Raw genomic sequence first — 26,150 nt, forward strand, 5'->3', positions numbered from 1 at the left:
TGACGCAACAACTCACGGTCGGTCTCGATGAGCCTCATCGCGTGGCATGGCTGCGATCGCGGCAGCATCGGCACCGGCATTGGCATCGGTGAACGTCACCACACTCGACACCCGAAACCTCTCCTCCCACGATCGCACCCGGCGAGAACAAGTCTAGGAAGGGATACCGACAAAACCAGTGCGATGATCGCCAGGCCGGAGAAATCCGTGGACAACTATTTTCACTCGGCCCGCCGCACCCCGCCTGCACCTCGACCATCGGGGGCAAGCGTCTGGTGATGGGGGTGTTCGACCATCGGGGAGGAAACGTCAGTCATCGGTTCCGAGGCCTCGAGACCACTCTCGTCGATCATTGTCCTTGTCGCACAACGAGATCGACTCGGCGGAGCTACCCCTGATCCCCGCCGGCGACCGGTAGGACCGATCCGGTGATGTAGGAGGCCTCGTCGGAGGCGAGGAAGCAGATGGCGGCGGCCTGCTCGTCGAGGGTGCCGTATCGTTTCAACAGGGACGAGGAGATAGTCTGCTCGATGTGCGCGTCGAACCACTGTTGCTGGGTGGCGCTCTGCGGGGTGGGCGTGCCACGGGAAATCCGCCGCGGCGGGGCCTGGGTGCCGCCGGGGGCGGTGGCCACCACACGAATGCCGTTGTCGGCGTATTCCATTGCCAGCGAAGCGGTGATCGCGTTGATGCCGCCTTTGGCTGCCGAATATGGGATGCGGTGGATGCCGCGGGTAGCCGCTGACGACACGTTGACAATCACGCCCGATCCGCGGGCCACCATCGAGGGCAGAGCTGCTCGGCACGCGTAGAGGGTCGTCATCAGCGACCGATCGATCTCGGCGCGGATCTGTTCGTCGGTGAACTCGACGAACGGTTTGAAGTTGATCGCCCCGCCCACGTTGTTGATCAACACATCGACCCGGCCATACGTGTCGATCGCGGTGGCGACGACAGATGCTGCGCCGTCGTATGTTTCGAGATCGGCGATACTCCCGACGGCCTGGCCGCCGAGATCGGTGACGTCGGAGACGAGTTCGTCGACGAGTTCCGATCGGTCGGCACAGACGACGCGACCACCCTCGGCGCTGATCCGCCGGGCGGTGTGTGCACCGATGCCCTGTGCGGCTCCGGTCACGATCACCACCTTGCCGGCGAAACGACCTGGGGTGATGAAACGTGGCCGTCGCGAAGCCATCTCGTCGGACATGGCGCGCCGCATCGTCTGCTTGGATCGCTCGGCATGTGCGGAGATCACTGCGCGAGCCCGGTCGCGGTTGCCCGACGCGAACGCCTCGACAATATCGATGTGGTCCTGCGCGCACAACGGATGACACCATGTCGCGTTGCGTAGCACCTCGCCCATGCGCCCCTTGACCCCGAGTGCCTGGTAGGCGTCGAGTAGATGATCGTTGCCGGTGAGACCGAAGAGATAATCATGGAAGGCGGCGTTGGTCTCGGTGTATTCGGCGGCATCGACGAATGAATCACCTTCGACGTACGGCAGTGTCGCCTCGGCGAGCAGCCGGTAGCCGGCCAGCTGGCGGCTGGTCATTCTTCCGATAGTCAGCTCCAGCGCACCGAGTTCGAGCGCTGCCCGCGCCTCGAACAGCGCATCGGATTCGTGGATACCCGGGTGTTCCTCGCCGATTTCGTAGCCCTGCTCGGTGACCGTTGGCACGGTCTCGACAACGGGTTCCGTCTCGACAACTGTTGCGGTGCCGACCTCCGCGAAGACCGTTTGCCCGGCGATGCACCGGGCCCTGCTCGCGGCGAGAAGGTCGCCGCCATCCGGGTCGAGATCGTCGCCGACACCGCGCGCACTCCACACCTGCTGACCGGCGATACGTGTGATGGCGCCGTCGTCGAGGAGTGGGGCGGCGTGTTGTTCGTAAGATCCGATGTCGCGCAGCGCGAGCACCTGTTGCCCGGCGATGCCACGGGCGTCGCGGGCCGGGATCACCGGGTCCTCGTCGATGACCGGTGTGATCGCCGAGATCTCCTGCGTCGTAGAGTCACCGCCATCACCGATGGGGGCGCCCTGCCTCGCGGCTCCGGGTACCGCAAGCGCGAACTTCTCGTAGTAGAAGCCGACCGGCGCGATACCCGCGTCGGCCACATGGGCGCGGACGGACTCGACCATCGGCGGTGGCCCACACAGGTAAATCGCAACATCTCCGTCGTAGAGATGCTCGGGCCGGATCAGGGTCGTCACATAGCCCTTGTTCACCGCCGAGCTGTTCGGATCGGAAACACAATGTTCCCAGGTGAATCCCGACAACGCCCGCGCGAAGTACTCGATCTCGTCGAGTGCGACCAGATCGGTGTCGGTGGACACGCCGTAGATGAGATGCACTGTGCGGGCGCTGTTGTCGTCGTGCATCTTTCGCAGCATCGACAGGATCGGAGCGAGACCGGTGCCGCCGGCCAGGAGGAGTACCGGCCGGGAGGCCTCCCGCAGGAAGAACGAGCCGTGCGGCCCGGTGAAGGTGATCTCGTCACCACGCCGCGCCCGGTCGGTCAGATAGTCCGACATCGCGCCGCCCGGCGTGAGCTTCACCATGAAGATCAGCCGTTGCTCCTGCGGTCCGTTGGCGAACGAATAGGACCGCCGTAGCTGCTGACCGGTCCTGGTACCGCCGGCGTCGAGGGCCTCGGTGCCCGGCACGGCGATGTTGACGTACTGTCCCGGCAAGAAAGCGAGATCGCTGCGGTTACCGATCTCAATGCCCACGCGCATCGTCGATTCCGACAACCGCTCGAGGCTGACGATGGTGCCGTTGAAGTCGCCCGCGGCGGTTTTGGCGATGTCGGAGGTCGCGGCGATCTGCAAGACGAGATCGGACTGTGGCTTCATACAGCACGGCAGCGCATAGCCGTCCGCGCTCTCCGCCGCCGACAGCGCATCGTCGATGTAGGTGCCGCCGTCGTACTCGCCGGATTCACAGAACGCTTTGCAGGTCCCGCAGGCGCCGTCACGACAGTCGAGTGGGATGTTGATCCGCTGACGGTAGGAGGCGTCGGCGACGGTCTGATCCTCGCGGCAGGTGACAAACCGGGTCACGCCGTCCTCGAAGGTCAACGCCACCTGGTGGGTGGGAGTCTGAGCGCCGGTCGGAGGACTCGCCGACGTTGGCTGGTCAGTGGTGAGAGTCATGATGGCACCGGCCTTCTCAGAAATGGTAGACGTCCACCACGTGGTGGATGTAGTCGTTCTTGAGCACTACGGTCTTTCGTCGGATCAGCGGCGACTCCCCGGAGAAGTCGATGGTATAGAAGGAGGTGCCGTAGTACGGGTCGACCGTGTGATACCGGAAATACATCGTGTGCCAATTGAATCGGACGTCGACGAGATCGCCGCGCCGCTCGATGACCTCGACGTTGCTGATGTTGTGACTGGTACGCGGCTCGGGGAGCGAGGTGGCCGACGACCGCTCGGTACGAATCCGGAAGACCCGATCTTCGAGGCCACCCTTGTTGGCGTAGTAGATGAGAGAGATGTCGCGCTGCGGGTTCTCCACCAGGCGGTCATCGTCATCCCACGCCGGCATCCAGTAGACGACGTCGTCGGCGTAACACTCGAGCCACTTCTCGAATTCGCGGTCGTCGAGGTAGCGGGCCTCGCGGTAGAGGAACTGCTCGATCATGTTGTGGGTGATCAGCGTGGTGCCAGGCTGGGTGGATGGAGACGGGGTGGACAGGGATTCGGTGGTCATTGAGATCTGCCTTCTGCGAACGAGAGTGGGCTGGGAATTCGGCTCGTTACTCACGCCTGAAGCGTGGCGGCCTCTTCTTCGGCGACGGCGGCACGCATGGTCTGAAGCCAGTAGCCGTGCTGGACGGGATACAGCCCTTCGTCCTCGTTCTTCTTTCCCGCCGAGACGATCTCGGTCATGCCCAGGCTCTGTGCCACCGGGTCGGGCCCGGAGAGCCAGTGTTGCGCCCCGCGGCTCATGTCGTTCCACGGGGCGGCAGTGGCGCGGAAGGTCAACTGGCAGGAGCGGAACTCCTCGAGATCGTCCGGGGTCGCCATGCCGGAGGCATTGAAAAAGTCCTCGTACTGGCGGATACGGTGCGCTCGGGCGGTATCGCTCTCACCCTTGGGTGCGATGCAGTAGATAGTCACCTCGGTCTTATCTGGCGCGATAGGCCGGAAGTGGCGGATTTGCGTCGAGAATTGGTCCATCAGATACACATTCGGGTACAGGCACAGATTGCGTGAACCTTTCACCATGAATTCGCCCTTGGCGTCGCCGAACTTCGCCTTGAGCTCATCCATCTTCTCCCACAGCGGACGGTCCTGCGGGTTGGCCGCCCACGTCCACAGGCACAGGTGTCCGTGGGGGAACGACCAGTACCCGCCACCGGACTTGCCCCAACCGCCGGCGTCGAGGGCCTTGGTGTCGTTCTTGGATTCGCCGGTGTTGCGACGTGAGGTCGTCGCCGCGTAGTTCCAGTGGGTGGCCGTGACGTGGTAGCCGTCGGCGCCGTTCTCCGCCTGCACCTTCCAGTTGCCGTCGTAGGTGTAGGTCGACGAGCCACGCAGCACCTCGAGGCCCTCGGGTGACTGATCGACGAGCATGTCGATGACGGTGCGGGTGTCGCCGAGATGTTCCTCGAGTGGCAGCACGTCGGGATTGAGGCTGCCGAACAGGAAACCTCGATAGTTGTCGAACTTCGCCACCGCGGTCAGATTGTGAGAACCGTTGACGTTGAACGTATTCGGATAGCCGGCGTCGTCGGGATCCTTCACCTTGAGCAGGGTTCCGTCGTTGCGGAAGGTCCACCCGTGAAACGGGCACGTCAGCGTCATCCGGTTGTCGGTCTTGCGGCGGCAGATCATCGCCCCGCGGTGTGCGCACGCGTTGATCAGGCAGTGCAGTTCGCCGTCCTTGCCTCGGGTGATCATCACAGGTTGACGGCCGATGTAGGTGGTGAAGTAGTCGCCGGGGTTGGCGACCTGGCTCTCGTGCGCCAAGTAGATCCAGTTGCCTTCGAAGATGTGGCGCATCTCGAGCTCGAAGATCTCCTCGTCGGTGAAGATGCGTCGGTTTGCCCGGTAGATGCCCGAGGCGCGATCGTCGATGACGGCCTCGGACAGTATCGAGCGGACGTGTTCCGACGGTGCCGCGGGAACTACGGTCGAGAACGACTCGGGAGTCGAGTGGTCGGGCCGATCGGTGACGGTCATGACTACCTCCTGGATGTGGGCTGTGCGTCGACTCTCGCATCGCGTGTCACCCATCACACCCGCATTAACCCCAGTCCTGATTAGGCATCCGATTGATAAATGATGGCGCTCAATCGGCTGAATTCTTGTCCTTGTCTCGTATGGATCGCGGCTCTACCGTGATTGATGCGTGGTGTCGATCACATGCGACCGATTGATCAAGGTTCGTTCACTCGAGACAGGGAAGGAGGACGACATGGAGTTCCGTCATCTCCGGTACTTCGCCGCCGTCGCCGAGACCTGCCACTTCGGGCAGGCAGCCGCGATGCTCCACATCGCTCAGCCGGCGCTGTCGTACGCGATCCGCCAGCTCGAATCCGAGCTCGACGTCATCCTCTTCGCCCGCACTACACGTCAGGTGGCGTTGACTCCGGCAGGGGAATACCTGCGGGGAGAGGCCGCACGCATCCTCGACGACGTTGATGCGGCCATGGACGGTGTACGGCGTATCGCGGCCGGACGCAGCGGGCTGGTGCGTCTGGGACTGACCGGCATCGCCGCCTTCTCGCACCTGCCGCGAATCGCGCGCGCGGTCAAGCAGGCTCTGCCGGACGTGGAGCTGCAGATCTCCTCCGACATGCTCACCCCGATGCAATGCGCGGCGCTGCAGTCGCGCGAGATCGACCTCGGTGTGTTGCGCCCACCGGTGGTCGGTGACGGCATCGAGCTGCGCACCATCGACGTCGAGTCGGTGGTTCTGGTGGTCTCCGCCGATCACCGACTCGCCGTCGAACCCGTCATCGCCACCACCGATCTGCGCAACGAGCCATTCGTCATGTACGACAGCCGTGACTCCGCGGTCAACGACGCGACGCTGCGGGCCTGCCGCCGGGCCGGTTTTGTGCCGCAACGTGCGCATGAGGCCTCGGGCACCCCGGTCCTGCTCGCGCTCGTCGCGGCGGGTCTGGGAGTCGCCGTGCTGCCGGCCTCGGTCCGCGCGCTTCCCATGGAGGGCTTGGTGATCCGCGACCTCGCCGACGCCGGCAGCACCGAAGTAGCCCTGGCCTGGAACTCCGCGGAGACCAATACGGTCGTCGAATCGGTGGCCCGGGTGATCAGCAACGCCTTCGATCTGTCCGCCGTGCTTGCCTCGTCCGCCTCGCTGGGAGAGAACCCGTGAAAATCCTCGAGATCGAGGCGATCCCGTTCGCCATTCCCTACCGCAAACCCTTGCGGTTCGCCTCCGGGGAGGTGTCCGTCGCCGAGCACGTCCTGGTTCGCGTCCACACCGACGACGGGGTCGTCGGCGTCGCCGAGGCACCCCCGCGTCCGTTCACCTACGGCGAGACCCAGCGCGGAATCGTCGCCGTCATCGAGACCGTGTTTGCCCCGCAACTGGCCGGGCTCACGCTGCTCGACCGCGAGATGATGGTCGCCCGTCTCAACCGGACCGTCGGCAATCCGACCGCGAAAGCCGCTGTGGACATGGCGATCTGGGACGCATTGGGTAAGACCCTGCAGATGCCGGTGACCGACCTGCTCGGCCGCTACACCGATCGTCTGCGGGTCAGTCATATGCTCGGCTTCGATGAGCCGGCCACCATGGTCGCCGAGGCCGAGAAGATGCGCGAGAACTACGGGATCGCGACCTTCAAGGTCAAGGTCGGGCGCCGGCCGATCGCCCTCGACACCGCAGTCGTCCGCGCATTGCGTGAGCGATTCGGCGATGAGATCGAACTCTACGTCGACGGCAACCGCGGCTGGTCGTCGTCGGAGTCGTTGCGCGCCATGAAAGAGATGGCCGACCTCGATCTGCTCTTCGCCGAGGAACTGTGCCCCGCCGACGATGTCGTCGGTCGGCGCTGGCTCGTCGAGCACCTCGACGTCCCGGTCATCGCCGACGAGTCGGTGCCCACCGCCGCCGACGTCACCCGCGAGATACTCGGCGGCTCGGCCACCGCGATCAGCATCAAGACCGCCCGCACCGGCTTCACGTGGTCACAGCGGGTACATCACCTCGCCGAGGGACTCGGCATCGACGTGGTGATGGGCAATCAGATCGACGGTCAGGTAGGCACCGCATGCACCCTGGCATTCGGGGCGGCCCACGAACTGACCTCCCGATACGCAGGCGAACTATCGAATTTCCTCGACATGAGCGACGACATGCTCGCCGAACCCCTACAGATCCGGGACGGGTACCTGCACACCAGCCCGAACGCCGGCATCGGCATCGAGATCGACCCCGACAAACTCGCCCGCTACCGAGTCGACCGATAGGAGACGCGCATGCTCTATCACGTCCGGATGGACGTCAACATCCCGCACGATCTGGACCCCGAGGTGCGGGCCGACACGGTGGCGCGTGAAAAGGCGTATTCACAGGAGCTGCAACGGTCGGGCAAGTGGCCGCACATCTGGCGGATCGTCGGCGAATACTCCAATTACTCGATCTTCGACGTGGCCGACCACGATGAGTTGCACATGATCTTGTCCGGACTCCCGCTCTTCGCCTATATGGATATTTCGGTGACCCCGCTGGCCACCCACCCCTCCGACATCAACGCGGGTTGATCACCCTTAAGCCCAAGAATCCCACCACCATCAACCCAGCCCATCAACCCAGCCCATCAACAAGGAGTACCCATCATGACCGATACCAGCTTCGACACCGAGGTCAACGCCAAGGCCGCCGAATCCGGCGCGAACGCGTCGGCGCGTTTCGCCGAGCGCATGGCCACCACTGGCGGCCGCTCCGGCGTCATCGACACCGCGCGCGTGAATTATCTTGCCAGCAAGGTGATCAAGGGAATCAACGACATCGTCCTCGAGGACAAGGTGTCCTACGAGGAGTACAACGCGCTCAAGGCGTGGCTGATCAAGGTCGGCGCCGACGGTGAGTGGCCGCTGTTCCTCGACGTGTGGATCGAGCACTCGGTGGAGGAGGTCGCCAACGAGCACCGCGAGGGCAGCAAGGGCACCATCGAGGGCCCCTACTACGTCGAGGGATCGCCCGAGTTGCCTTGGAACGGAACCATTCCCATGCGCGACGACGAGCCCGGTGATCCGCTGGTCTTCGCCGGGCAGGTGCGCGCCGTCGACGGCGCCCCGCTCGCCGGTGCCCGCCTGGAACTGTGGCACGCCGATGATCTCGGCTTCTACTCGCAGTTCGCCCCTGGCCTGCCCGAGTGGAACCTGCGTGGTACCTGGATCGCCAACGAGGACGGGCGTTTCGAGATTCACACGCTGCGTCCGGCACCGTACATGATCCCTACCGACGGTGCATGCGGCCAGCTCATCGCCGCTGCCGGCTGGCACGCCTGGCGTCCGGCTCACCTGCACTTCAAGGTCAGCGCGCCCGGCCATCAGCTGATCACCTCGCAGCTCTACTTCCCCGGCGACCCGCACAACGCAGACGACATCGCCTCGGCGGTCAAGCCCGAACTGATGCTCGATGTCAAGGACAACCCGAACGGCGAGGGCTACGTCACCGAATACGATTTCGTCCTCGATCCTGAGGCCTGATAGCAGGCGGAAACCCGACCCTCATACCAAGCGAAGGAGTCCCCGGTGCTCGTCGCGCCCACCGCCGTTGTCGCGGCCACCTCGTCACCGGACCTCGCAGCGGTACGCGCACAGGCGGGTTCGTGGCGTTCGGCCGAGATCGGGATCACCGATCGCGATCTCACCGACGCGGCACTCGCCGATCTCGTCGACACCGCCGGTGGTGCAGGCGAGGACTCCTTCGCCAGGGCGGTCACTGCGATCATCTCGGCTCGCGCCGGTAGCTTCCCGCGCATCCCGCACATCGACGCGGCGACCGAAATCTTCCGAACCTTCCTGCGCCACGACCTCATCGACGGTTGGCTCTACGTCCGTGAATCCGATGGTTATCTGCATCCGTACCTTGTCATGGACCTGACTCTCGAACACGCCGACCGCACCCACGGTCCGCGGATCAAGTTCACCATGGAGGCCGACAACGCCACGGTGAAGCGTCCGTCGCGCGCACCGAAGGTGCTCTACCTCGAGGAGACCGAGGTGGTCGGCAAGACCCCCGGTGACGTCCTGGCCGCCGGCGGCGCCTACAAGGAAACCCCGGAACTCAAGGCGGAGTATCAGACTCGCCGTGAGAAGTATCAACGGATCATCGACGACGGGTTCGGTAAGCAGTACCGCTACACCGGCCGGGTGATCCGCACCGATGACTACCGGGCGCCCAACAAGCGGGAGAACCGCAAGGTGGTCCACGACGTCGCACCGAGCGAAATCGCGGCGCTGCGCATGGTGGCGCCGTCGATCCTGTTCGGCTCCGATGAGTACGGGCCGGTACCGGTGATCACCGCAGTCCGCGTGTTCGATGTGGTTGCACAGGATTTCCTGGACGTCAACACCGGCGACTTGGTCGACTACGTTTATGACGCCCACCTGCAGGACAAGCTGGTGCTGCCCGACGATCAGCGGGAACTCCTGAGCATCCTCACCACCGACATCTCGGTGTTCACCGGCGATATCATCGACGGAAAATCGGCGGGCAACGTGATCCTGGCCAAGGGGCGCCCCGGCGTCGGCAAGACACTGACCGCCGAGGTCTACGCCGAGGTCACCGCACGTCCGCTGTACTCGATTCACTCCGGATCACTCGGTGTGACAGCGGAATTGGTGCGCAAGAACCTCGAGGTGATCTTCGACCGCGCCAAACGGTGGGATGCGGTGCTGCTGCTCGACGAGGCCGACGTGTTCGTCATGGAACGCGGAATGGACCTGTCCCAGAACGCGATCGTCGCCGAATTCCTGCGCACCCTCGAGTACTTCGATGGACTGCTGTTCCTCACCACCAACCGGATCGACGGCGTCGACGAGGCAATCCTCGCGCGGTGTGCAGCGGTTATCGAGTACCAGCCACCCGGACCCAAGGACGCGCGCCAGGTGTGGCAGATCCTCGCCGCGGGCAACGACGTCATTCTCGGAGAGGATCTACTCGACGACCTCGTCGGCGGCTTCCCCGACATCACCCCGCGCGACATCAAGATGCTGCTGCGACTCGCGTTGCGGATGGCCAGGCATCGCGGGGTCGATCTCGATGCCTCGGTGTTTGCCGGCAGCGCGGTGTTCCGAGGGTTGCACTACATCCCGCCGGAGGATCGGGGGTAGCGCGTAACTCGGTGCGCCTACGCTGGGTGGGGTGCGATACCACGTCGAGATCGAGTTGCTGGTTGTCTCACCCCGACACGCCTACTTCGGCCGGCCCAAGGAGGGTCCCGCCGGCGACGTGGCGACACACACCCTCGACCACGTCGATGTGGTCGCCGACAAAGGGATTCGCGGCGACCGGTTCTTCGGCGTGTGTGCGCACACCGAGGCCGCAGTGACCTTTCTCGCGATAGAGGCGTGGCAGGCCGCGGCCGGCGACGCCGATCCGGTGCTGGCCCGGCGCAACATCGTCGTGCGCGGTCTCGAACTCGATCCGCTGCGGGGCGTCGAATTCGTGGTCGACACCGACGACGGGCCCATCCGGTTCCTTGGTGGCCGGCCGGCACATCCGTGTTCCTGGATGGACGCCACGGCCGGCGCCGGCGTGCGTAAGGCCCTCATCGGGCGCGGCGGATTGCGCGCCCGGCCATTGACCTCGGGGGTCCTCCGGGTTGGACCGGCGGTGATCACCGCAGACGTCGACCTCGACGCGGCCCGAGCCGCCGATCAGGTCCGGCGCGCGCAGCCGCTCTGAGTCGCGGTGTGGATTGCTCTGCCACGAGGGTGAAGCCCGCCGCACCCGAGATCCTCGACTCCCCCGGGATGAGCGGTTCCCGGTTGAGGTGCCACCCCGAATCCGCCCGCGCGGTCGGTCCGTGCAAATGGCGGTAGCTCAGGAGGTTTCGAGGCTCGGTACGTGCGCCTGTCCATTTGACAGTCGGAGCAAGGGTGCATCGTGACCGCCGGGGGTAGGCAGGAGCCTGACCACTACCGGGCGCGAAATGGCGGCGCCACCACCAGTGGAGGTCGCCGGGTCGTCGCGGTCGAAATTCGGTGAGCTGGTCTATACCTCGCATCTACGGCCCGGCCGATGAATACACACGTGCCCGCCGGGGACGAATCCCGGCGGGCACATGCGGGCTGCAGAGTGGATCAGTACGACGTGACTCGGGACGAGGCGATCACAGGATCGTGAGCATCTCGTTGTAGGTCGGCAGCGGCCACAGATCGTCGGCGACGATGGTCTCGAGCTTGTCCGCCGCGTTCCGGACCTCGGCCATCGCCGGGATGAGCGAGGTGAGCGCGTACTCCGACTCCGCTTCGACGGTGTCGCCGTGGAAGCCGGCGATGGCCTCCTCGAGGGCGTCCATGTTCTTGTTCAGCACCTTGACCGAGGTGGTCATTGCCAACAACGCCGGGGTTTCCATGTCGATGCCCGCGGCCTTCAGGCTCGCTGCGGTGGACGCCAACTCGCCCATGTAGCGAGTCGCGGCCGGCAGGATCATCGTTTTGGCGATCTCCAGGGTTTCCTTGGCCTCGACCAGCAGCGCAAGCGCGTACTGCTCGAGCACGACCTCCTTGCGGGCCTTGAGCTCCCGCTCGGACAGGATGCCGTACTTGGACAGCAGTTCCTTGATCTCCGGTTCGTCGAGCTGGGCCATCGCGTCGACGGTGGTGCGCAGATTCAGCAGACCACGAGCGGCCGCCTCTTCCTGCCACGCATCGGAGTAGCCGTCGCCGTTGAACACGACCTTGCCATGATCGGTGACGATCGCCTCGAGCAACTTCTGCACCGCGGCATCGAACTCCGTGCCCGCGGCGGTCTCCGTCTCCAGGAAGGTGCACGCGTAGTCCAGTGAATCGGCGAGCATCGCGTTGATGGCGACCATCGGGTCAGAGATTGACTGGTTGGAGCCGGGCGCACGGAACTCGAATCGGTTGCCGGTGAAGGCGAACGGGCTGGTGCGGTTGCGGTCGCCGGCGTCGGCCTTGAGCGGAGGCAGGGTGTCTACGCCGAGTTCGAGGACGCCGCTCTGCTTGCTCTCCTTGGCCCCGCCCTTGGCGATCTGGTCGAAGACGTCGGCGAGTTGCTCGCCGAGGAAGATCGAGATGATCGCGGGCGGTGCCTCGTTGGCACCGAGGCGGTGGTCGTTGGACGCCGTGGCGACCGACGAACGCAGGAGGCCACCGTATTTGTGCACACCGCGGATGATGGCGGCGCAGAACACCAGGAACTGCTCGTTCTCGTGCGGGGTGTCGCCCGGATTAAGTAGGTTGCCCTGATTGCTGTTACCCAGCGAGAAGTTGACATGCTTACCCGAGCCGTTGACGCCGGCGAAGGGCTTCTCGTGGATCAGACATACCATGCCGTAGCGTTCGGCGACCTTCTTCATCGTCGTCATCATCAGCTGCTGATGGTCATGGGCGAGATTGGACTTCTCGAAGACCGGTGCCAATTCGAACTGGCCGGGCGCGACCTCGTTGTGCCGCGTCTTGGCCGGGATGCCCTGCTTGAACAACTCGCGGTCGAGCTCGATCATGTACGCCAGCACACGATCCGGGATGGACCCGAAGTAGTGGTCGTCGAACTCCTGGCCCTTGGACGGCTTCGCGCCGAACAGGGTGCGGTTGGTGGTCATCAGGTCGGGTCGGGCGAAATAGAAGTGACGGTCGATCAGGAAGTATTCCTGCTCGGCTCCGGCATAGGAGACGACGGTGTCGACGTCTTTGTGGCCGAACAACTTCAACAGTCGCATGGCCTGCTTGCTCATGGCCTGCTGGCTGCGCAGCAGCGGCGTCTTCTTGTCGAGGGCCTCACCGGTCCACGAGATGAAGATCGTGGGAATGCACAGCGTGTTGCCGTTGGGGTTCTCGAGGATGTAGGCGGGGCTGGTGACGTCCCACCCGGTGTAGCCGCGGGCCTCGAAGGTGCCGCGCAGACCGCCATTGGGGAACGATGACGCATCCGGCTCGCCCTGCAGTAGCGTCTTGCCCTGGAATTCGGCGAGCGAACCGTCGGAGCCGTCGGGCTCGAGGAACGAATCGTGCTTCTCAGCGGTGAATCCGGTGAGCGGGTAGAAGACGTGGGCGTAGTGCGAGGCGCCCTTCTCGATCGCCCAGTCCTTCATCGCCGAGGCGACATAGTCGGCGAGAGTCGGGTCCAGTGGGGCGCCCTTGTCGATGGTGGCCGACACGGCCTTGAATACGTGCTTGGGGAGACGCGATTTCATCACCGACAGGGTGAAGACGTTTCGGCCGAAGGTGTCGGCCAACGGCTCGGGGAAGCCGTCGGTCTCCATCTCGTAGGTGGTCACGGCCTCGATGGCCTGACGGCGCGACATGCTGCCACTCATGGGGTACTCCTGGGTTCGTGCCCCGGATCGTCGACTGGGTGTCGTGGCCGGGCCGGGGCGTTGTACGAGCGATACGAAGCTATGAGTGACAGGTACCCGCATCGTTGCGTCAATGTGACGTACATGAAAACTCGGTTCGGTTTCCTGTTGTGTGCAGGTCACGCGAGGTGATGGCAAGCGCGGCGACCCCGATTCCCACGACGATGCCGATGCCGGTGTCGAGTACTCGATCGACCGCCATCTCCGGTGATAGGCCCGCGCCCAGCCCGGTGAGCAGCAATGCCATCGGCGTCACCGCCAGCGAACACATCGCATAATTGACGGTGGAGAAGACCTCCGCGCAGGTCTGCAGAGCCACGATGGCCGTTACCGCGCCCCAATATCCGAGGGGCAGTGCGAGCAACACCGCGGCGATCGCCGCGCCGCCGATATTGCCGAGCAATCGGGCCACCCCACGACTGACGGTGTGGTGATAGCTCACCCCCTGCATGGCGGCCATCGCCCCCATCGCGGCCCACATCGGGTGCGCGAGCCCGGCCGCTGCGGCGAGTCCCGCGGCCGCCGCAGCGGCCACCGCGATGCGTGCTGCCGAGATCAGCAGATGGTGTCGGGTGTGTGAGAAGTGACCTCCGGACAGTTGCGTCCACAGGGATTCCCGCGTAGCTGATCCGGGGACCTCGGTGTGGCCACGACGAGTCGACATCGCGATCAGGTGGGGTGCCAACGCGGCGAGCAGGCCGATCGCCGAGCCCAGGGCGGTGGCCGCGACAGCCCAGCCGACATCGGAGAGATCGCCCGCGAAGCCGGCCGCCCCGGTCGCCGCGAAGACGAAGATGATGCCGCCCGGGCCGACGATGTGCAGCGCCGACACAAGATAGGCGGCGGCACCGGCGAGGGCCGAGATCACGCCGATCTCGACCATGAACGATCCGGAGTATGCGCCTAGCACAGCACCGATACCGACGGCCGTGGTGATTGCGACGGCAAGCACTCCGAGTCGGCCCGCACGCTGCGGATAGGGGTCGCTCCGGCAGAAGGCGGAGACGAGCGTGCCGAGGGCGGCAAAGCCGGCGATGTCTCGACAGCCGGTCACTCCGCCGATCACCAGGACCACTCCGACGGCCATACCCACCCGCAGTGATGCGGCGTAACTGATCCGGCTGGTGTCCACCGACAACGCATCCCGCCACGCGTGCGCGCTCACCGCATGGCGCAGTGCGGCCCGGCGTGAGGGGCGAGCGGGCAGAACGGGGTGGGGAGAGTCCGTGCGCATAGAGATAATTTATCACTATTTTATTAGTAAAGTATGGGATCGCAGCTACGATGAGCCGCGTGACCGATGCCGCCGACGCAGCCCGGGAAGCGGGCCCCCGCGACCTGGTCGACCGAATCATCGAGGAGTGGGCGCAGACCTTTCCTGATGTCGACGTCGCCCCCATTGGCGTTTTCGGTCGGGTCCAGCGGATCGCTGCGATCTCCAATGCCCAACTCGACCGCAATCTCGAGGAGCACGGAATTGGTCGATCGGAGTTCGATGTCCTCGGTGCACTGGTGCGCGCTCGGCGGCCGCTGCGAGCCAGTGAGGTCGTCTCGACGACGACACTCAGTGGTGCATCGATCACCAAAATTAGTGAAAGCCTCTCTCGGCGAGGGCTTTTGGAGCGCAAGAAGTCCGAGCGAGACGGGCGGGTCGTGCTGCTGTGGCCCACCGAGGCCGGCCGCAGGCTCGTCGATGCCGAGTTGCCACGCCGCCTGCGTGACGACGAGGACGCACTGGCGGCATTGACCGACCGGGAACGGGCGACCCTCGCGGCGTTACTGCGCAAGATCTCGCTCGCGGTCGGCGGTTGACCGCCGCAATGCTCGATGTGACGCACGTCCGGACTCAATCGTCCGGCTTCTCGGATCACTCGCCGTTGCTGAGGTCGGCTCACTCGTCTGGGGGTGCGTGCGCCGCGAGGTCATGAACGTCGAGTGCCGGATCGGCCGCGGCCATCGAACGGCTGGCGATAATGAATTCGACGAGGTCGCGTCCGTACCCACCCGGCCGAACCACGCCGGGCCGGCGGGTTGCGTGCCGGGCCTGCAAACCGACCGCTTACTGTGGGCTGCATGACCTGCCGTCACCGGCGGGTCTAGCTCATGTCGACAGGGGAGGTCCAGACCAATGAGTGTGGTGCGCCATTCGTCCACGATCGAGGTGGCACGCGACCGCGTGTTCGCCTATATCAACGACTACGAAAACGTTCCGGAGTACATGTTCGGGGTTCATCAGTTCACTCCGCGGACAGATCTCACCAGCGGTAAGGGATCGGTATTCGATGTCGCGATCAAGGCGGGTCCCAAGACGCTGAAGTCCACTGTCGAGACCGTCGAGTGGGTGGAGAACGAACTCATCGTGCTCAAGGCCATCGAGGGGTTCCAGGCCAATACCACTTGGCGCTTTGCCGACCTGGATGCGGGCGGTACCAAGGTCGACGCCGAATTCGAGTACATCCTGCCCGGAGGTCTGGCCGGAAAAGCGCTGGGCGCGATCATGGATCCGTTCGCGGCCCAGGCGATCAAGCACACCGACGCCAAGCTGCGCTCGGCGCTCGTAGAGTAGTCGCCTCGTGGTGAATGCGGTCGCGACGTCTCCAGGCCAACGTTGTTGGTGACCGCTGCCTCGGTGGGGATCGGGCGCTAAGCGGTACCGAGCGCTCACCGCGCTCGGTATGCCCTCTCATCGCCGTTGCCCGGCACTCCGATGAACTATGGGTCATTGGCCGCCGAGACCGGGTGTGATCACATCGTTGCCGACCTGTCCGACGAGGCTGGGGGGCAACACTTATCGACGAACTCGGTGATGGGCGGATCGATGTTCTGGTGAACAACGCGGGACGCTCGATCCGGCGATCTGCGCTCGACTCCACTGTTTCACCGCATGACCATCAGCGGACGGTGTCACTGAACTACTCTGCCGCCGTCCAACTCTCGCTGGTTCTGCTACCCGGGATGGTCGAGTGCGGAGCCGGGCGGATTGTGAACATCTGCACGCGGGGGCTATGGTGAGCGCCTTCTCACGCTTCTCCGGGCGTCTGCGCCACCAACGTGTACTACCCGCGCCCGCGGAACGAGAAGATCGCTGCCGCAGTGGAATACGACGACGTACATGCGCTCGAGGTAACGGTCGGTGAGTGTCACGGCCAGCCCGCTGGACCGACACCTCGCCGAACAAAGTGGGGCCCGAGACCGACCGCGCCGGACGAGTCAGGGTGCGGCCCGATCTCAGCCTGCCCGGCCACGTTGAGGTGTTCGTCGTCGGCGACATGATGCACTCGACGGGGTGCCGGGTCAGGCCCGACGGCCTATCAGTCCGCGCGGTACCCCGCCGGCACCATCACCGCTCGACTCAACGGTAGCCGTCGGGCACGAAAGCCGTCCTCCCACTGCGACAAGGGTTCGATGGCGACGCTCTCGCGGTACTCGGCGGTCGCCCGCGTGCCGTTTCCAGGCACGTCGAGGCACATCGAGTTCTCCGGTCAACCTCGCCTGGCTGTTCTTGTACCTGGTCTATCTGAACTGTCCTGGGTAGATACGTTCGGGAGACACGGTCGCGCGCGCACCACCAGGTGCGAGACTCGCGACCGCCGAGTCGAGAACCAGTCCGGGTTCGGCGAGCAGTCGCGCGGAGCGGCCGGTCTCGTGCTGGTCACCACACCGAACTGATTCTGGGGTGTCAACTGTCCGAACCTGAACGACTTGCCCTGGCTCGCCTGGTATGTAGCCTTTGGTCGCCGCGACCTACTGCGCGAGTTCGCTGACGGCCTACTCGGCCTGCTGTTGCTTCCCGAAGATCCGGCCGGCTGTCGTCATCACGTCCTGCCAGCTGTCGGTGACAGTGTCGGTGGCCATCACCGGGATCGTCGGGGCGATCTGCGTCAGACGGTCATAGGCCGCACGATCGGGCATTACCCGGCGAGGGCCACCTGCGGGCGAACCGCGCGAGTATGGCGACGTCGGGTGTACCGGCCTCCAGGTCATAGGTGACAACTGTCGACGAGTGCTCCGGCGTAGAGGCGAAGCGACTGTTGGGACCCGAACACTGATGTGCGAGGAACTACGCGGTGATCGGAACTCCGAGGCGTATCAGCGAACCCGGCTAGGTGACAACGACGGTCACGACCTTGGCCCGATCGCTCGGAATCGTCGCCGATCCGTACTGGTGCTCGACGGTCACGGTCTCTCCCGCGTACCGGGTCGGGTCGTCGGACCGTCCCGGCGAGCGGGTTAATCCCACGGTGACCGAAAGTATGTGCCGCGTACACGTCCGGACGCCGTCGACATGCCCGGGCAGCTCCTGACTTTCTTGCCGTGTGCCGCGCTGTCGACCTACCGTGAATCGACCATCTCGAGCGACCGAGAGACCCGGCTCGTCGACGTCGCAGCAACCCCAGAGGAGGGTGCTAACGCCGGGACCGATGGGAGTTTGCTCGTGCCATTTCATGACCATGCACCGTTGTCCGTGCTCGATCTCGCGCCGATCAGTGAGGGCTCCAATCCAGCTGCCGCACTGGCCAACACGATTGACCTCGCGCAGCACGCTGAGCAGTGGGGCTATCGCCGTTACTGGGTCGCCGAACATCACTTCGTCGCGGTGGCCGGCTCCAATCCGGCCGTCCTGATCGGTCAGATCGCCGGCGCCACCACCACCATCCGGGTCGGGTCGGCGGCGGTTCAGATCGGCCAAACGACCGCGGCCTCGGTCGTCGAGTCCTTCGGACTGCTCGACGCCTTCCACCCCGGCCGTATCGACCTGGGTCTCGGACGCTCCGGTCAGCGGCGCGCGGAAGCGGTCAGGGCGGCACCCACGGCTTCGGCACCCGCGCCTTCGACTCCTGCGGCGACCTTGCCGAGGCTTCCCGGCCCGAGTCGTGTCGTCGACGGTGTGGTGATCCCCGATCCATTCGACGTGTCGGCGTTGCTGGCGAATTCGCGTCTGGCACGCAGCTTCGAGGTGCTCGCCCAGCCCGGTGCGCAGACCCCCGATTTTGCCGAGCAGGTCGCCGACATCGCTGCTTTGCTCGAGGGCACCTATCGCAGTCCGTCCGGTCTCGAACTACATGCGGTGCCCGGTGAGGGCGCCGACGTCGAGCTCTGGATCTTCGGCAGCAGCAAGGGCCAGAGCGCGCAGGTGGCCGGCGCGCGCGGACTTCCGTTCGTCGCCAACTACCACGTTAGCCCTGGCACGACGCTCGAAGCGGTGCAGGCCTATCGCGCCGCCTTCCGGCCGTCGGCGGTACTCGCCGAACCGTACGTGGTGGTCTCGGCCGATGTGGTGGTCGCCGAGGACGACGACACCGCGCGCCATCTCGCCTCCACCTACGGGCACTGGGTGTACAGCATCCGCAGTGGCCACGGCGCCGTCGAGTACCCGGATCCGGCAACCACGCCACCGCTGGACGACGCGCAGCGCGCACTGGTCGCCGACCGCCTCGAGACCCAGTTCGTGGGCAGCCCCGACACCGTCGTCGAGCGCTTGGCTGCGCTTGGAAGACTCACCGATGCAGACGAACTCGTGATCACCTCGGTCACCCACGATCACGTTGACCGCCTGCGCTCGCACGAACTCCTCGCCAAGGAGTGGGGACTCATCTGATGCGTGGCATGACCACCACAGTCGCCCGAACCGCGACGACAACCGTGGCCGCGCTGGCCGTACTCGGTCTCGACGCATGTGGCGGGGGCTCCTCGCAGTCCGACGAAGCCGGCCCGGCGGTCTCCGGCGGCGCGCTGCGCTACGGCCTCTCCGACGCGCCCACCTGCTCCGATTCCGCCCAGAGCACCACCGACCAGACGATCTACGTGGCCCGTCAGATCGTCGACTCACTGACCGACCAGGTACCCGGAAGCGGCGATCTGAAACCGTGGCTGGCGCAGAGCGGCGGTCATGTGCGTGCCGGACGCATTGTCGAAGAGTGGACGGTCGAGGAGGTCTTCGACGACCCGCGCCACGGCTACACCCGTGCGCTCCTCGCCGCCATCCCCGAAGCGGGCCATACCCAGGGTTCCGCCACCAACCTCCCCAAGGAGTCCGCTAATGCCTGATCAGATCCACCTGGCCGTCGCCTTGTCCGATACCGGCTGGCACCCCGGCGCGTGGCGAGAACCCGGTGCGCGCCCCACCGAACTGCTCACCGGTCGTTACTGGGCCGATCTGGTGGGCAAAGCCGAATCCGTTGCCCTCGACCTGGTCACCATCGACGACGGACTCGGACTGCAGCGCGATGATCCGCTACGCCCCGACAATCGGACCGATCGGGTCCGTGGCCGGCTCGATGCGGTACTCGTCGCCAACCGCGTGGCGCCCACCACACGTGCGATCGGCGTGATCCCCGCGGCGATCACGACCCATACCGAACCGTTCCACACCGCCAAGGCGATCGCCACCCTCGACTACGTCGCACACGGACGTGCCGGGGTGCAACTGCGAGTGGACGGATCGGCCGCCGACGCGCGGTTGTTCGGCCGTCGTACGCTGCCCGACCTCGTGCCCGGAGATCCCGACCCGGTGATCCTCGACGCGCTGTTCACCGAGGCCGCCGACTACGCCGAAGTACTGCGCCGACTGTGGGATTCGTGGGAAGACGGTGCCGAGATCCGCGATGCCGCCACCGGCCGCTTCATCGACCGCGACAAACTGCACTACATCGACTTCGAGGGCGAATACTTCAGTGTGCGAGGACCGTCGATCACCCCCCGCCCCCCACAAGGACAACCGCCCATCGCTGCACTCGGACACAACAGTTCGGCCTACGACCTGATCGGCCGCGTCGCCGACCTCGGATTCATCACCGCGCCCGACGCGAGGGCAGCGGCCGCGACCGTCGCCGAGATCGACGCCGTCCGGGTGTCGGCGGGGCGTGCCGATCCCGTGCGGGTGTTCGATGATCTACTCGTCATCCTCGGCGCCACCGGCGCCGAGGCGACGGCCCGAGCGGCGCGACTCGACGAGTTCGCGGGCACCGAATTGCGCAGCGATGCACCGATCTTCATAGGGACCGTCGCCGGTCTCGCCGACCTCATCGAGGAGCTTGTGCCCGCCGGCGCCGACCCAGGACACGAGCTTGCCGGGGTGCGGTTGCGCCCAGCAGTGCTGCCCGACGACCTGCTCGCCATCACCGGCCGCCTGGTCCCGGAGTTGCGTCGCCGCGGGCGTTTCCGTACCGAGTACACCGCCGACACCCTCCGCGGACATCTCGGCCTCACCCGCCCCGCCAACCGCTACGCAGCCTGATCGGAGACCGCCATGACCGCACCCCGCAAGGAAATTCATCTCGCCGCGCACTTTCCCGGCGTCAACAACACCACGGTGTGGAGCGATCCCGCCTCGGGCAGTCACATCGAATTCGAGTCCTTCGAACATTTCGCCCGGACCGCCGAACGTGGCAAATTCGACTTCCTGTTCCTCGCCGAGGGGTTGCGGCTGCGGGAGCAGAACGGCCTCATCTACGACCTCGACGTCGTCGGGCGCCCGGACACGTTTTCGATTCTCGCCGCACTCGGAGCCGTCACCGAGCGGCTCGGCCTGACCGGCACCATCAACTCCACCTTCAACGAGCCCTACGAGGTGGCTCGGCAATTCGCGAGCCTCGATCACCTCACCGACGGGCGTGCCGCCTGGAACGTGGTCACCTCGTGGGACGAGTTCACCGGCGAGAACTTCCGTCGGGGCGGATATCTGCCGAGCTCCCAACGCTATTCGCGGGCCAAGGAGTTCCTCGACACCGCGATCGAGCTGTGGGACTCCTGGCGTGGCGACGAGATCGTCGCCGACAAGGAGTCCGGCCGGTTCCTGCGCGACGGCGCGGTCGGCGAATTCGAGCACCGCGGTGAGCAATTCGACATCGAGGGACGATTCTCGGTGCCACGTAGCCCGCAGGGTCGGCCGGTGATCTTCCAGGCCGGTGACTCCGAGGAGGGGCGCGAATTCGCCGCGGCGAAGGCTGACGCGATCTTCTCCCGGCACAGCGCCTTCGAGGAGGGCCGTGAGTTCTACCGTGACGTCAAGTCCCGACTGGCCAGGTATGGGCGTCGGCGTGAGCAGCTGCTGATCCTGCCGGCCGCCACATTCGTGTTGGGCGATACCGACGCCGAGGCAGCCGACGTCGCTCACGAGGTGCGTCTCGCACAAGTCAGCGGCGCCACTGCGTTGCGTTTCCTGGAACAGGTATGGAACCGGGATCTGTCCGACGTCGACCCCGACGGTCCGCTGCCTCAATGCGATCCTCTGGTCGGCGAACACACCATTGCCCGCGGACGGGCCAGTGTGCGCTCCTACCGTGATCCGCTGCAGACCGCGCGGGAATGGCGCGAGCGCGCCGAGGCCAAGAACTGGTCGATCCGCGAGCTCATCATCGAGGTGACCGGACGGCAGGCCTTCGTCGGCAGTGCGCGGACCGTCGCCGCGCGCCTCGACGATTTCGTCCAGAATGATGTCAGCGACGGCTTCATCCTGGTCCCGCACATCACGCCCGGCGGGCTCGACCGCTTCGTCGACGAAGTGGTGCCCATCCTGCAGGAGCGCGGGAGTTTTCGCGCCGACTACACCGGTACGACGCTGCGGGACCATCTCGGGATCGACCGCGTCACGCAGGGGTCGGGGCGCGTCGCGTCCTGAAGGACCTCAGGGGAGGTCGAGCAGCTCCTCGGAGAAGCCGCCGAACCGGCGGTCCGGGGTCACCAGGTGCACCTCGAGAATCCAGTGGCATTGCCGGCCGGCGCGGTCGGTGCGACGCATCGGTCCGTCGGAACCGGGGGCGATGTAGCTCTCGATCTCGGCGGCATCGATATTCTCGTGCGGGAACTCGCCAACGAGGTGCCCGGCGATGTCGCCGCCGAACTCCCAGCCCGCCTCACGGGACAGTTCGACCACGCGGTCATAGAGCTGCGCTCCGGTGATGTCGGGGTGGGCGCGGAAGTGCTCGCGTCCGGCCTCCCACACCTGGCTCAGCGATGCGCGCAACGCATGTTTTGTCGGGTCATCGCCGAGGACGAACGTACGGCCGAAGTCGGCCTCCCATTCGTCGAAGATCGGGCCGAAGTCCAGGAAAAGGATTTCGTCGTCGGCGAGGATGCGGTCCGGCGGATTGGCGCGGTAGGTCTGCAGGGTGTTCTCGCCTGCGCGCACGATCCGCTTGTGCCAGTGCCGGGTCACGCCGAACATGTCGGCGGCGAGGTCGCGGATCTTGTTAGACAGTTCCCGTTCGCCCACACCCGGTCGGATCATCCCGCGCTCGGTGATCTCGGCGAAGAGTTGCTCTGCCTTCGCTTGGGCGTCGAGAAGCCGACGAACCCTGGCGTCCTCGTCCATGTAGTCGCCGAGTTCGGGGGAGGCGCCGGCTGTCGTCATCCGCCTATGCTGGCACACCGGGCCGTTTCATGGTCGCGTGTGCTACGCATTCTCGGTCTACTGCTCATTGTCCCGATGGTCGCCGCATGCGGCTCGGACCTCGACCAGCGGTGTGGTGAGGGGATGCTCTCGAAGATGCTCTGCCCTTCCTGACCCGCTGGCAGGCGTCGTGGGATGTGGTGCGACCAACGACAGTCTTGATAGCAAGTCTAGACCGCCTGTAAGCCTTGTTCGATCTTGACAAGGGCGACATCGAGGCTGTCCGTTCGGCTAGGTGGCGACCTGGTGCGGCGGCCCAATTGTGTCCGAATTGTGCGATTTGATCTTGCGGTGGAGGAGATCTATCGAGCAGAGTCGGATCTCGCTCGCCCGAAACGCTTCGTCCGGGCGGTTCATCTGTTGAGATGAACAGATCATCTGATGAGGAGTTCGGGAGTATGACAACGCAATTCACTCAACAACGACTAACCGAACACCGATCGTACGGTGATCGGCTCGCTCAGCTCCGCCGGTCGCTGACCTCGGCCGAATGGGCCAGCATCGGCGGCATGGTCGCCGTCGTGGCGGCGCTACACATCATCGGATGGGTGACCCTGGTCGTCTTCGTCGCACCGCACGACTTCAGCGTCGGGCAGAAGACCCTGGGCCTCGGCGTCGGGCTGACCGCCTACACCCTGGGCATGCGTCATGCCTTCGACGCCGACCACATCTCGGCGATCGACAACACCACCCGCAAGCTCCTCGGCGACGGACAGCGGCCGATGACCGTCGGATTCTGGTTCTCGTTGGGGCACTCCACCATCGTGTTTGGGCTGGCTTTGTTGTTGTCTTTCGGTGTGCGGGCACTCGCCGGGCCGGTCGTGGACGACTCGTCGGAGCTGCACCACTACACAGGTCTCATCGGCACCACGGTCTCCGGCGGCTTCCTCTACCTCATCGCCGCGATCAACATCGTGATCCTGTTCGGGATTGTCAAGGTCTTCCGTGCGATGCGTCAGGGTGACTACTCCGAGGACGAACTCGAAAAGCACTTGAACAACCGAGGTTTCATGAATCGCATCCTCGGTCGCTTCATGAAGTCGGTGACCAAGCCGTGGCAGATGTACCCCATCGGGGTCCTCTTCGGCCTGGGCTTCGACACTGCCACCGAGGTAGCCCTGCTCGTGCTCGCAGGCAGTAGCGCCGCCGCCGGATTGCCCTGGTACGCGATCCTGTGCCTGCCGGTCCTTTTTGCGGCGGGTATGAGCCTGTTCGACAGCATCGACGGCACATTCATGAACTTCGCCTACGGGTGGGCCTTTGCCAACCCCGTACGCAAGGTCTACTACAACCTCACCATCACCGGACTGTCAATCGTCGTCGCCTTCGTCATCGGCACCATCGAGATCCTCGGACTGCTGGCCGACGAGTTCGGCTGGAGCGGCCCGTTCTGGGACTACGTTTCCGGGATCGATCTGAATATCGTCGGCTACGCCATCGTCGGTCTGTTCATCGTCACCTGGCTCGCCGCTGTGGTCATCTGGCGTGTCGCGCGGATAGAGCAGCGGTGGTCGCTGGGGCCCGCGACCGTGGCCAAGGGCAGCGAATAGGTGCGGTCTGGTGGTTGCGGTGAGGTTCGGTGCTTTGGCCCCAGAAGTACTGACGTAGACTGCCCGTGGCGTCGACCGCTGCATCTGGGTGTCGCCGCCCGCCTCAGTAGCTCAGGGGATAGAGCATTCCTCTCCTAAAGGAAGGGTCGCAGGTTCGAATCCTGCCTGGGGCACCAGTACCGTCTCTTTCAAACCTGCGTCATGGCGCATCGGTATGGTTCGTTGCGGGTGGTCACCGCCGTTCTTGCTGGTTGATCCGTCGTCGTCGCCGATTGTTGTTGCGGCGGCGTGGATGGCATCGAATGGGTCGTTGAGGGTGCCGGTGGCGTCGTGCTCGCTGAGTTCGATGCGTTCGAAGAAGGCTTGGTTGTAGAACTGCCGGATGGCTGGTTTAGCTGCGAGGTAGCCGTGGTGGAGTTCTCTCCGTACAGGAGCGCGATGTGCAGGTTGTGGTCGATCTGCGCGCAAGCGGTGACGGTCGCGGGGTCAGCTGCACGTCGATGGTGGTGAGCTGTCGGGCGATCCGTTCTAGTTAGTACTGCCACCGAAGGCTGATATCTATGGTGCCGGGGCTGCCGCCAACTGCGTTGGGGTCGGGTGCTTCGGGGCCGATGGTGTAGCTGTTGACGGTGAAGGTGCCGATGCGGCTGATTCTGAATGTGTCGCCGGGGTACACCTCGACAGTGTTGAGGGTGAGGCTGAGCGCAGCGGCGCCAGCACCCACGCTTGCGGTACCGGCTGTGCGGTTGGCGACGTCGCCGCTAACCGAGATTGGAGGGGTGCCGCCGGGGGCGTTCATCGGTAACGACCAGTGATCGGTTCCGTGCCGGCGTGATGCTTCGAAGCGGGACCTATCCTGCTCTGTAACTCCTTGATCAGGATTGCCGAATTCGATTCCAAGTTCTACATGAGCAGGGTTTGTTGATCTGTCGATCTGTTCGAGAGTGATGACAACACTGTTACCGACCAGGAGCACCTTCGTCCCGATGCGTTGGTAGAGAGTGAATTCGAACTCTCGACCATCATCGAAAGTCACCACGATTCGCGCCGAATCGCGTCCGCGGCTACTATCTACATTTTTTATCTGAATTTGGGTCGGATGTTTATCCTCGTACCCAGCGAGGGTATGTTGTGGCCCCACAACCAATGTGTGCCTGGTCAAACTGGTGTTGCCTACCGTGAACGTCGAGTCATCGTCCTGTTCAGATGAGCAGCCCGTCAACACGGACGCCAGGTAAAGCACGATGAGTAGAGCAGCGATCGAGCTGCACGCTTGGCGCCCACGGCGTCGACCTGCCGATCGGTGCGATTTCACTGCAAACATGGCGACTCCGTGATCGGTCGAGATACTGATAATGTCGAAAATACTTTAGAAACCTGATCCTTCGGAACGAACAACGCACCACCGTTATCGAGGGGATTCCCAGATCCCCACGGGTTTCTGACCCAAACACCCCCTGAAGTAACATGCTCGACGGTATAGGCGTGATGGTCGTGGATGGTAAATTTCTGGTTATCCTGCACTGTGCCGCCACGGTTGACCGATCCCGTGACGACACCGCCGAGAGACTGGAGTGTTCCCGCTTTTGTGGACACGGCGTTGTCAACTCGTGGAAGCAACGTTGTCGCGTAGCAGGGCTTCGAATTTCTCGCGGGGTGTGTAGAAGTCGAGT

23 protein-coding genes, 1 tRNA gene, 1 pseudogene and 1 riboswitch are annotated in these 26,150 nt (G+C 64.7%); of the genes and pseudogenes, 16 read left to right on the forward strand and 9 right to left on the reverse strand.

Annotated features, from left to right (window positions below):
• Window positions 1-388 precede the first annotated feature (388 nt).
• From benC to benA, 3 genes are read right to left on the reverse strand one after another with little or no spacing between them, the layout of a single operon-like run.
• Window positions 389-3,157, reverse strand: coding sequence for a benzoate 1,2-dioxygenase electron transfer component BenC (benC, locus tag EF294_RS20800; protein WP_123933041.1), 2,769 nt, complete (start codon window positions 3,155-3,157; stop codon window positions 389-391).
• A gap of 16 nt (window positions 3,158-3,173) precedes the next feature.
• Window positions 3,174-3,716: a benzoate 1,2-dioxygenase small subunit gene (gene benB, locus EF294_RS20805; RefSeq protein ID WP_123933043.1), complete on the reverse strand. Its 543-nt coding sequence runs from the start codon at window positions 3,714-3,716 to the stop codon at window positions 3,174-3,176.
• Between the two features lie 50 nt (window positions 3,717-3,766).
• Window positions 3,767-5,191: a benzoate 1,2-dioxygenase large subunit gene (gene benA / locus EF294_RS20810; RefSeq protein ID WP_123933045.1), complete on the reverse strand. Its 1,425-nt coding sequence runs from the start codon at window positions 5,189-5,191 to the stop codon at window positions 3,767-3,769.
• Between the two features lie 235 nt (window positions 5,192-5,426).
• On the opposite strand from benA, the gene EF294_RS20815 reads away from it, so the two are divergent.
• The 6 genes from EF294_RS20815 (at window position 5,427) to EF294_RS20840 (ending at window position 10,898) form a co-directional block, all read left to right on the forward strand.
• Entirely contained in the window at window positions 5,427-6,350 is a 924-nt protein-coding gene (locus EF294_RS20815) for a LysR substrate-binding domain-containing protein (protein WP_123933047.1), read from the forward strand.
• Window positions 6,347-7,450 (forward strand): mandelate racemase/muconate lactonizing enzyme family protein, encoded by a 1,104-nt coding sequence (locus EF294_RS20820; RefSeq protein WP_123933049.1) that lies wholly within the window; start codon window positions 6,347-6,349, stop codon window positions 7,448-7,450. The genes EF294_RS20815 and EF294_RS20820 overlap by 4 nt, the downstream gene beginning before the upstream one ends.
• 9 nt (window positions 7,451-7,459) lie before the next feature.
• Window positions 7,460-7,744, forward strand: coding sequence for a muconolactone Delta-isomerase (gene catC / locus EF294_RS20825; RefSeq protein ID WP_123933051.1), 285 nt, complete (start codon window positions 7,460-7,462; stop codon window positions 7,742-7,744).
• 75 nt (window positions 7,745-7,819) lie between these two features.
• Window positions 7,820-8,695 (forward strand): catechol 1,2-dioxygenase, encoded by an 876-nt coding sequence (gene catA / locus EF294_RS20830; protein WP_123933053.1) that lies wholly within the window; start codon window positions 7,820-7,822, stop codon window positions 8,693-8,695.
• A gap of 45 nt (window positions 8,696-8,740) precedes the next feature.
• Window positions 8,741-10,324: an AAA family ATPase gene (locus EF294_RS20835; RefSeq protein WP_123933055.1), complete on the forward strand. Its 1,584-nt coding sequence runs from the start codon at window positions 8,741-8,743 to the stop codon at window positions 10,322-10,324.
• A 31-nt stretch (window positions 10,325-10,355) separates the two neighbouring features.
• Window positions 10,356-10,898 carry a molybdenum cofactor biosysynthesis protein gene (locus tag EF294_RS20840; RefSeq protein WP_123933057.1) on the forward strand — a complete coding sequence of 181 codons (543 nt, stop codon included), beginning with the start codon at window positions 10,356-10,358 and terminating at the stop codon, window positions 10,896-10,898.
• 427 nt (window positions 10,899-11,325) lie between these two features.
• On the opposite strand, the gene EF294_RS20845 is transcribed toward EF294_RS20840, so the two are convergent.
• Together EF294_RS20845 and EF294_RS20850 are read right to left on the reverse strand one after the other, a co-directional pair.
• Window positions 11,326-13,497, reverse strand: a complete 2,172-nt coding sequence (locus tag EF294_RS20845; RefSeq protein WP_123933059.1) for a glutamine synthetase III family protein — start codon at window positions 13,495-13,497, stop codon at window positions 11,326-11,328.
• 109 nt (window positions 13,498-13,606) lie between these two features.
• The gene (locus EF294_RS20850) at window positions 13,607-14,770 is read right to left on the reverse strand and encodes an FUSC family protein (RefSeq protein ID WP_123933061.1); all 1,164 of its coding nucleotides are present in this window, start codon (window positions 14,768-14,770) and stop codon (window positions 13,607-13,609) included.
• A 50-nt stretch (window positions 14,771-14,820) separates the two neighbouring features.
• Between EF294_RS20850 and EF294_RS20855 the strand changes: the two genes are divergently transcribed.
• The 3 genes from EF294_RS20855 to EF294_RS22380 all read left to right on the forward strand — a co-directional run bounded on the left by EF294_RS20855 (window position 14,821) and on the right by EF294_RS22380 (window position 16,548).
• Complete coding sequence (locus EF294_RS20855; RefSeq protein WP_185091192.1) at window positions 14,821-15,348, forward strand: MarR family winged helix-turn-helix transcriptional regulator; 528 nt, start codon at window positions 14,821-14,823, stop codon at window positions 15,346-15,348.
• 316 nt (window positions 15,349-15,664) lie between these two features.
• Window positions 15,665-16,102, forward strand: coding sequence for an SRPBCC family protein (locus EF294_RS20860; protein ID WP_123933065.1), 438 nt, complete (start codon window positions 15,665-15,667; stop codon window positions 16,100-16,102).
• Between the two features lie 260 nt (window positions 16,103-16,362).
• Window positions 16,363-16,548, forward strand: coding sequence for an SDR family NAD(P)-dependent oxidoreductase (locus EF294_RS22380; RefSeq protein ID WP_246008006.1), 186 nt, complete (start codon window positions 16,363-16,365; stop codon window positions 16,546-16,548).
• A 756-nt stretch (window positions 16,549-17,304) separates the two neighbouring features.
• Here EF294_RS22380 and EF294_RS22390 read toward each other — a convergent pair.
• Both EF294_RS22390 and EF294_RS22395 read right to left on the reverse strand, forming a co-directional pair.
• Window positions 17,305-17,448, reverse strand: a complete 144-nt coding sequence (locus EF294_RS22390; protein ID WP_246008007.1) for a hypothetical protein — start codon at window positions 17,446-17,448, stop codon at window positions 17,305-17,307.
• Between the two features lie 190 nt (window positions 17,449-17,638).
• Window positions 17,639-17,776 carry a hypothetical protein gene (locus tag EF294_RS22395; protein WP_246008008.1) on the reverse strand — a complete coding sequence of 46 codons (138 nt, stop codon included), beginning with the start codon at window positions 17,774-17,776 and terminating at the stop codon, window positions 17,639-17,641.
• A 103-nt stretch (window positions 17,777-17,879) separates the two neighbouring features.
• A riboswitch (SAM riboswitch) is annotated at window positions 17,880-17,964 on the forward strand.
• A 7-nt stretch (window positions 17,965-17,971) separates the two neighbouring features.
• Here EF294_RS22395 and EF294_RS20880 point away from each other — a divergent pair.
• The 5 genes and pseudogenes from EF294_RS20880 (at window position 17,972) to EF294_RS20900 (ending at window position 22,156) form a co-directional block, all read left to right on the forward strand.
• A complete protein-coding gene (locus EF294_RS20880; RefSeq protein ID WP_123933066.1) occupies window positions 17,972-19,135 on the forward strand; it encodes an LLM class flavin-dependent oxidoreductase in 1,164 nt (387 codons plus the stop codon).
• 8 nt (window positions 19,136-19,143) lie between these two features.
• Window positions 19,144-19,419, forward strand: a pseudogene (locus tag EF294_RS20885) (ABC transporter substrate-binding protein); the annotation flags it as partial.
• A gap of 9 nt (window positions 19,420-19,428) precedes the next feature.
• Window positions 19,429-19,584, forward strand: a complete 156-nt coding sequence (locus EF294_RS20890; RefSeq protein ID WP_246008009.1) for an ABC transporter ATP-binding protein — start codon at window positions 19,429-19,431, stop codon at window positions 19,582-19,584.
• A complete protein-coding gene (locus tag EF294_RS20895) occupies window positions 19,577-20,773 on the forward strand; it encodes an LLM class flavin-dependent oxidoreductase (protein WP_123933068.1) in 1,197 nt (398 codons plus the stop codon). Before EF294_RS20890 ends, EF294_RS20895 begins: the two co-directional genes overlap by 8 nt.
• Window positions 20,774-20,785: 12 nt before the next feature.
• Window positions 20,786-22,156: an NtaA/DmoA family FMN-dependent monooxygenase gene (locus tag EF294_RS20900; protein ID WP_123933070.1), complete on the forward strand. Its 1,371-nt coding sequence runs from the start codon at window positions 20,786-20,788 to the stop codon at window positions 22,154-22,156.
• 6 nt (window positions 22,157-22,162) lie between these two features.
• Here the strand turns inward: EF294_RS20900 and EF294_RS20905 are convergent, their stop codons facing one another.
• Window positions 22,163-22,888 (reverse strand): M24 family metallopeptidase, encoded by a 726-nt coding sequence (locus EF294_RS20905; RefSeq protein ID WP_123933072.1) that lies wholly within the window; start codon window positions 22,886-22,888, stop codon window positions 22,163-22,165.
• A 437-nt stretch (window positions 22,889-23,325) separates the two neighbouring features.
• Between EF294_RS20905 and nicT the strand changes: the two genes are divergently transcribed.
• Window positions 23,326-24,477, forward strand: coding sequence for a Nickel transporter NicT (gene nicT / locus EF294_RS20910; protein ID WP_123933074.1), 1,152 nt, complete (start codon window positions 23,326-23,328; stop codon window positions 24,475-24,477).
• Between the two features lie 100 nt (window positions 24,478-24,577).
• Window positions 24,578-24,653 (forward strand) — tRNA-Arg (locus EF294_RS20915).
• Window positions 24,654-25,009: 356 nt separating this feature from the next.
• Here EF294_RS20915 and EF294_RS20920 read toward each other — a convergent pair.
• Complete coding sequence (locus EF294_RS20920) at window positions 25,010-25,801, reverse strand: hypothetical protein (protein WP_123933076.1); 792 nt, start codon at window positions 25,799-25,801, stop codon at window positions 25,010-25,012.
• Window positions 25,802-26,150: the final 349 nt, after the last annotated feature.

Origin of the sequence: Gordonia oryzae, assembly GCF_003797185.1 — a bacterium.
GTDB classification, from domain to species: domain Bacteria; phylum Actinomycetota; class Actinomycetes; order Mycobacteriales; family Mycobacteriaceae; genus Gordonia; species Gordonia oryzae.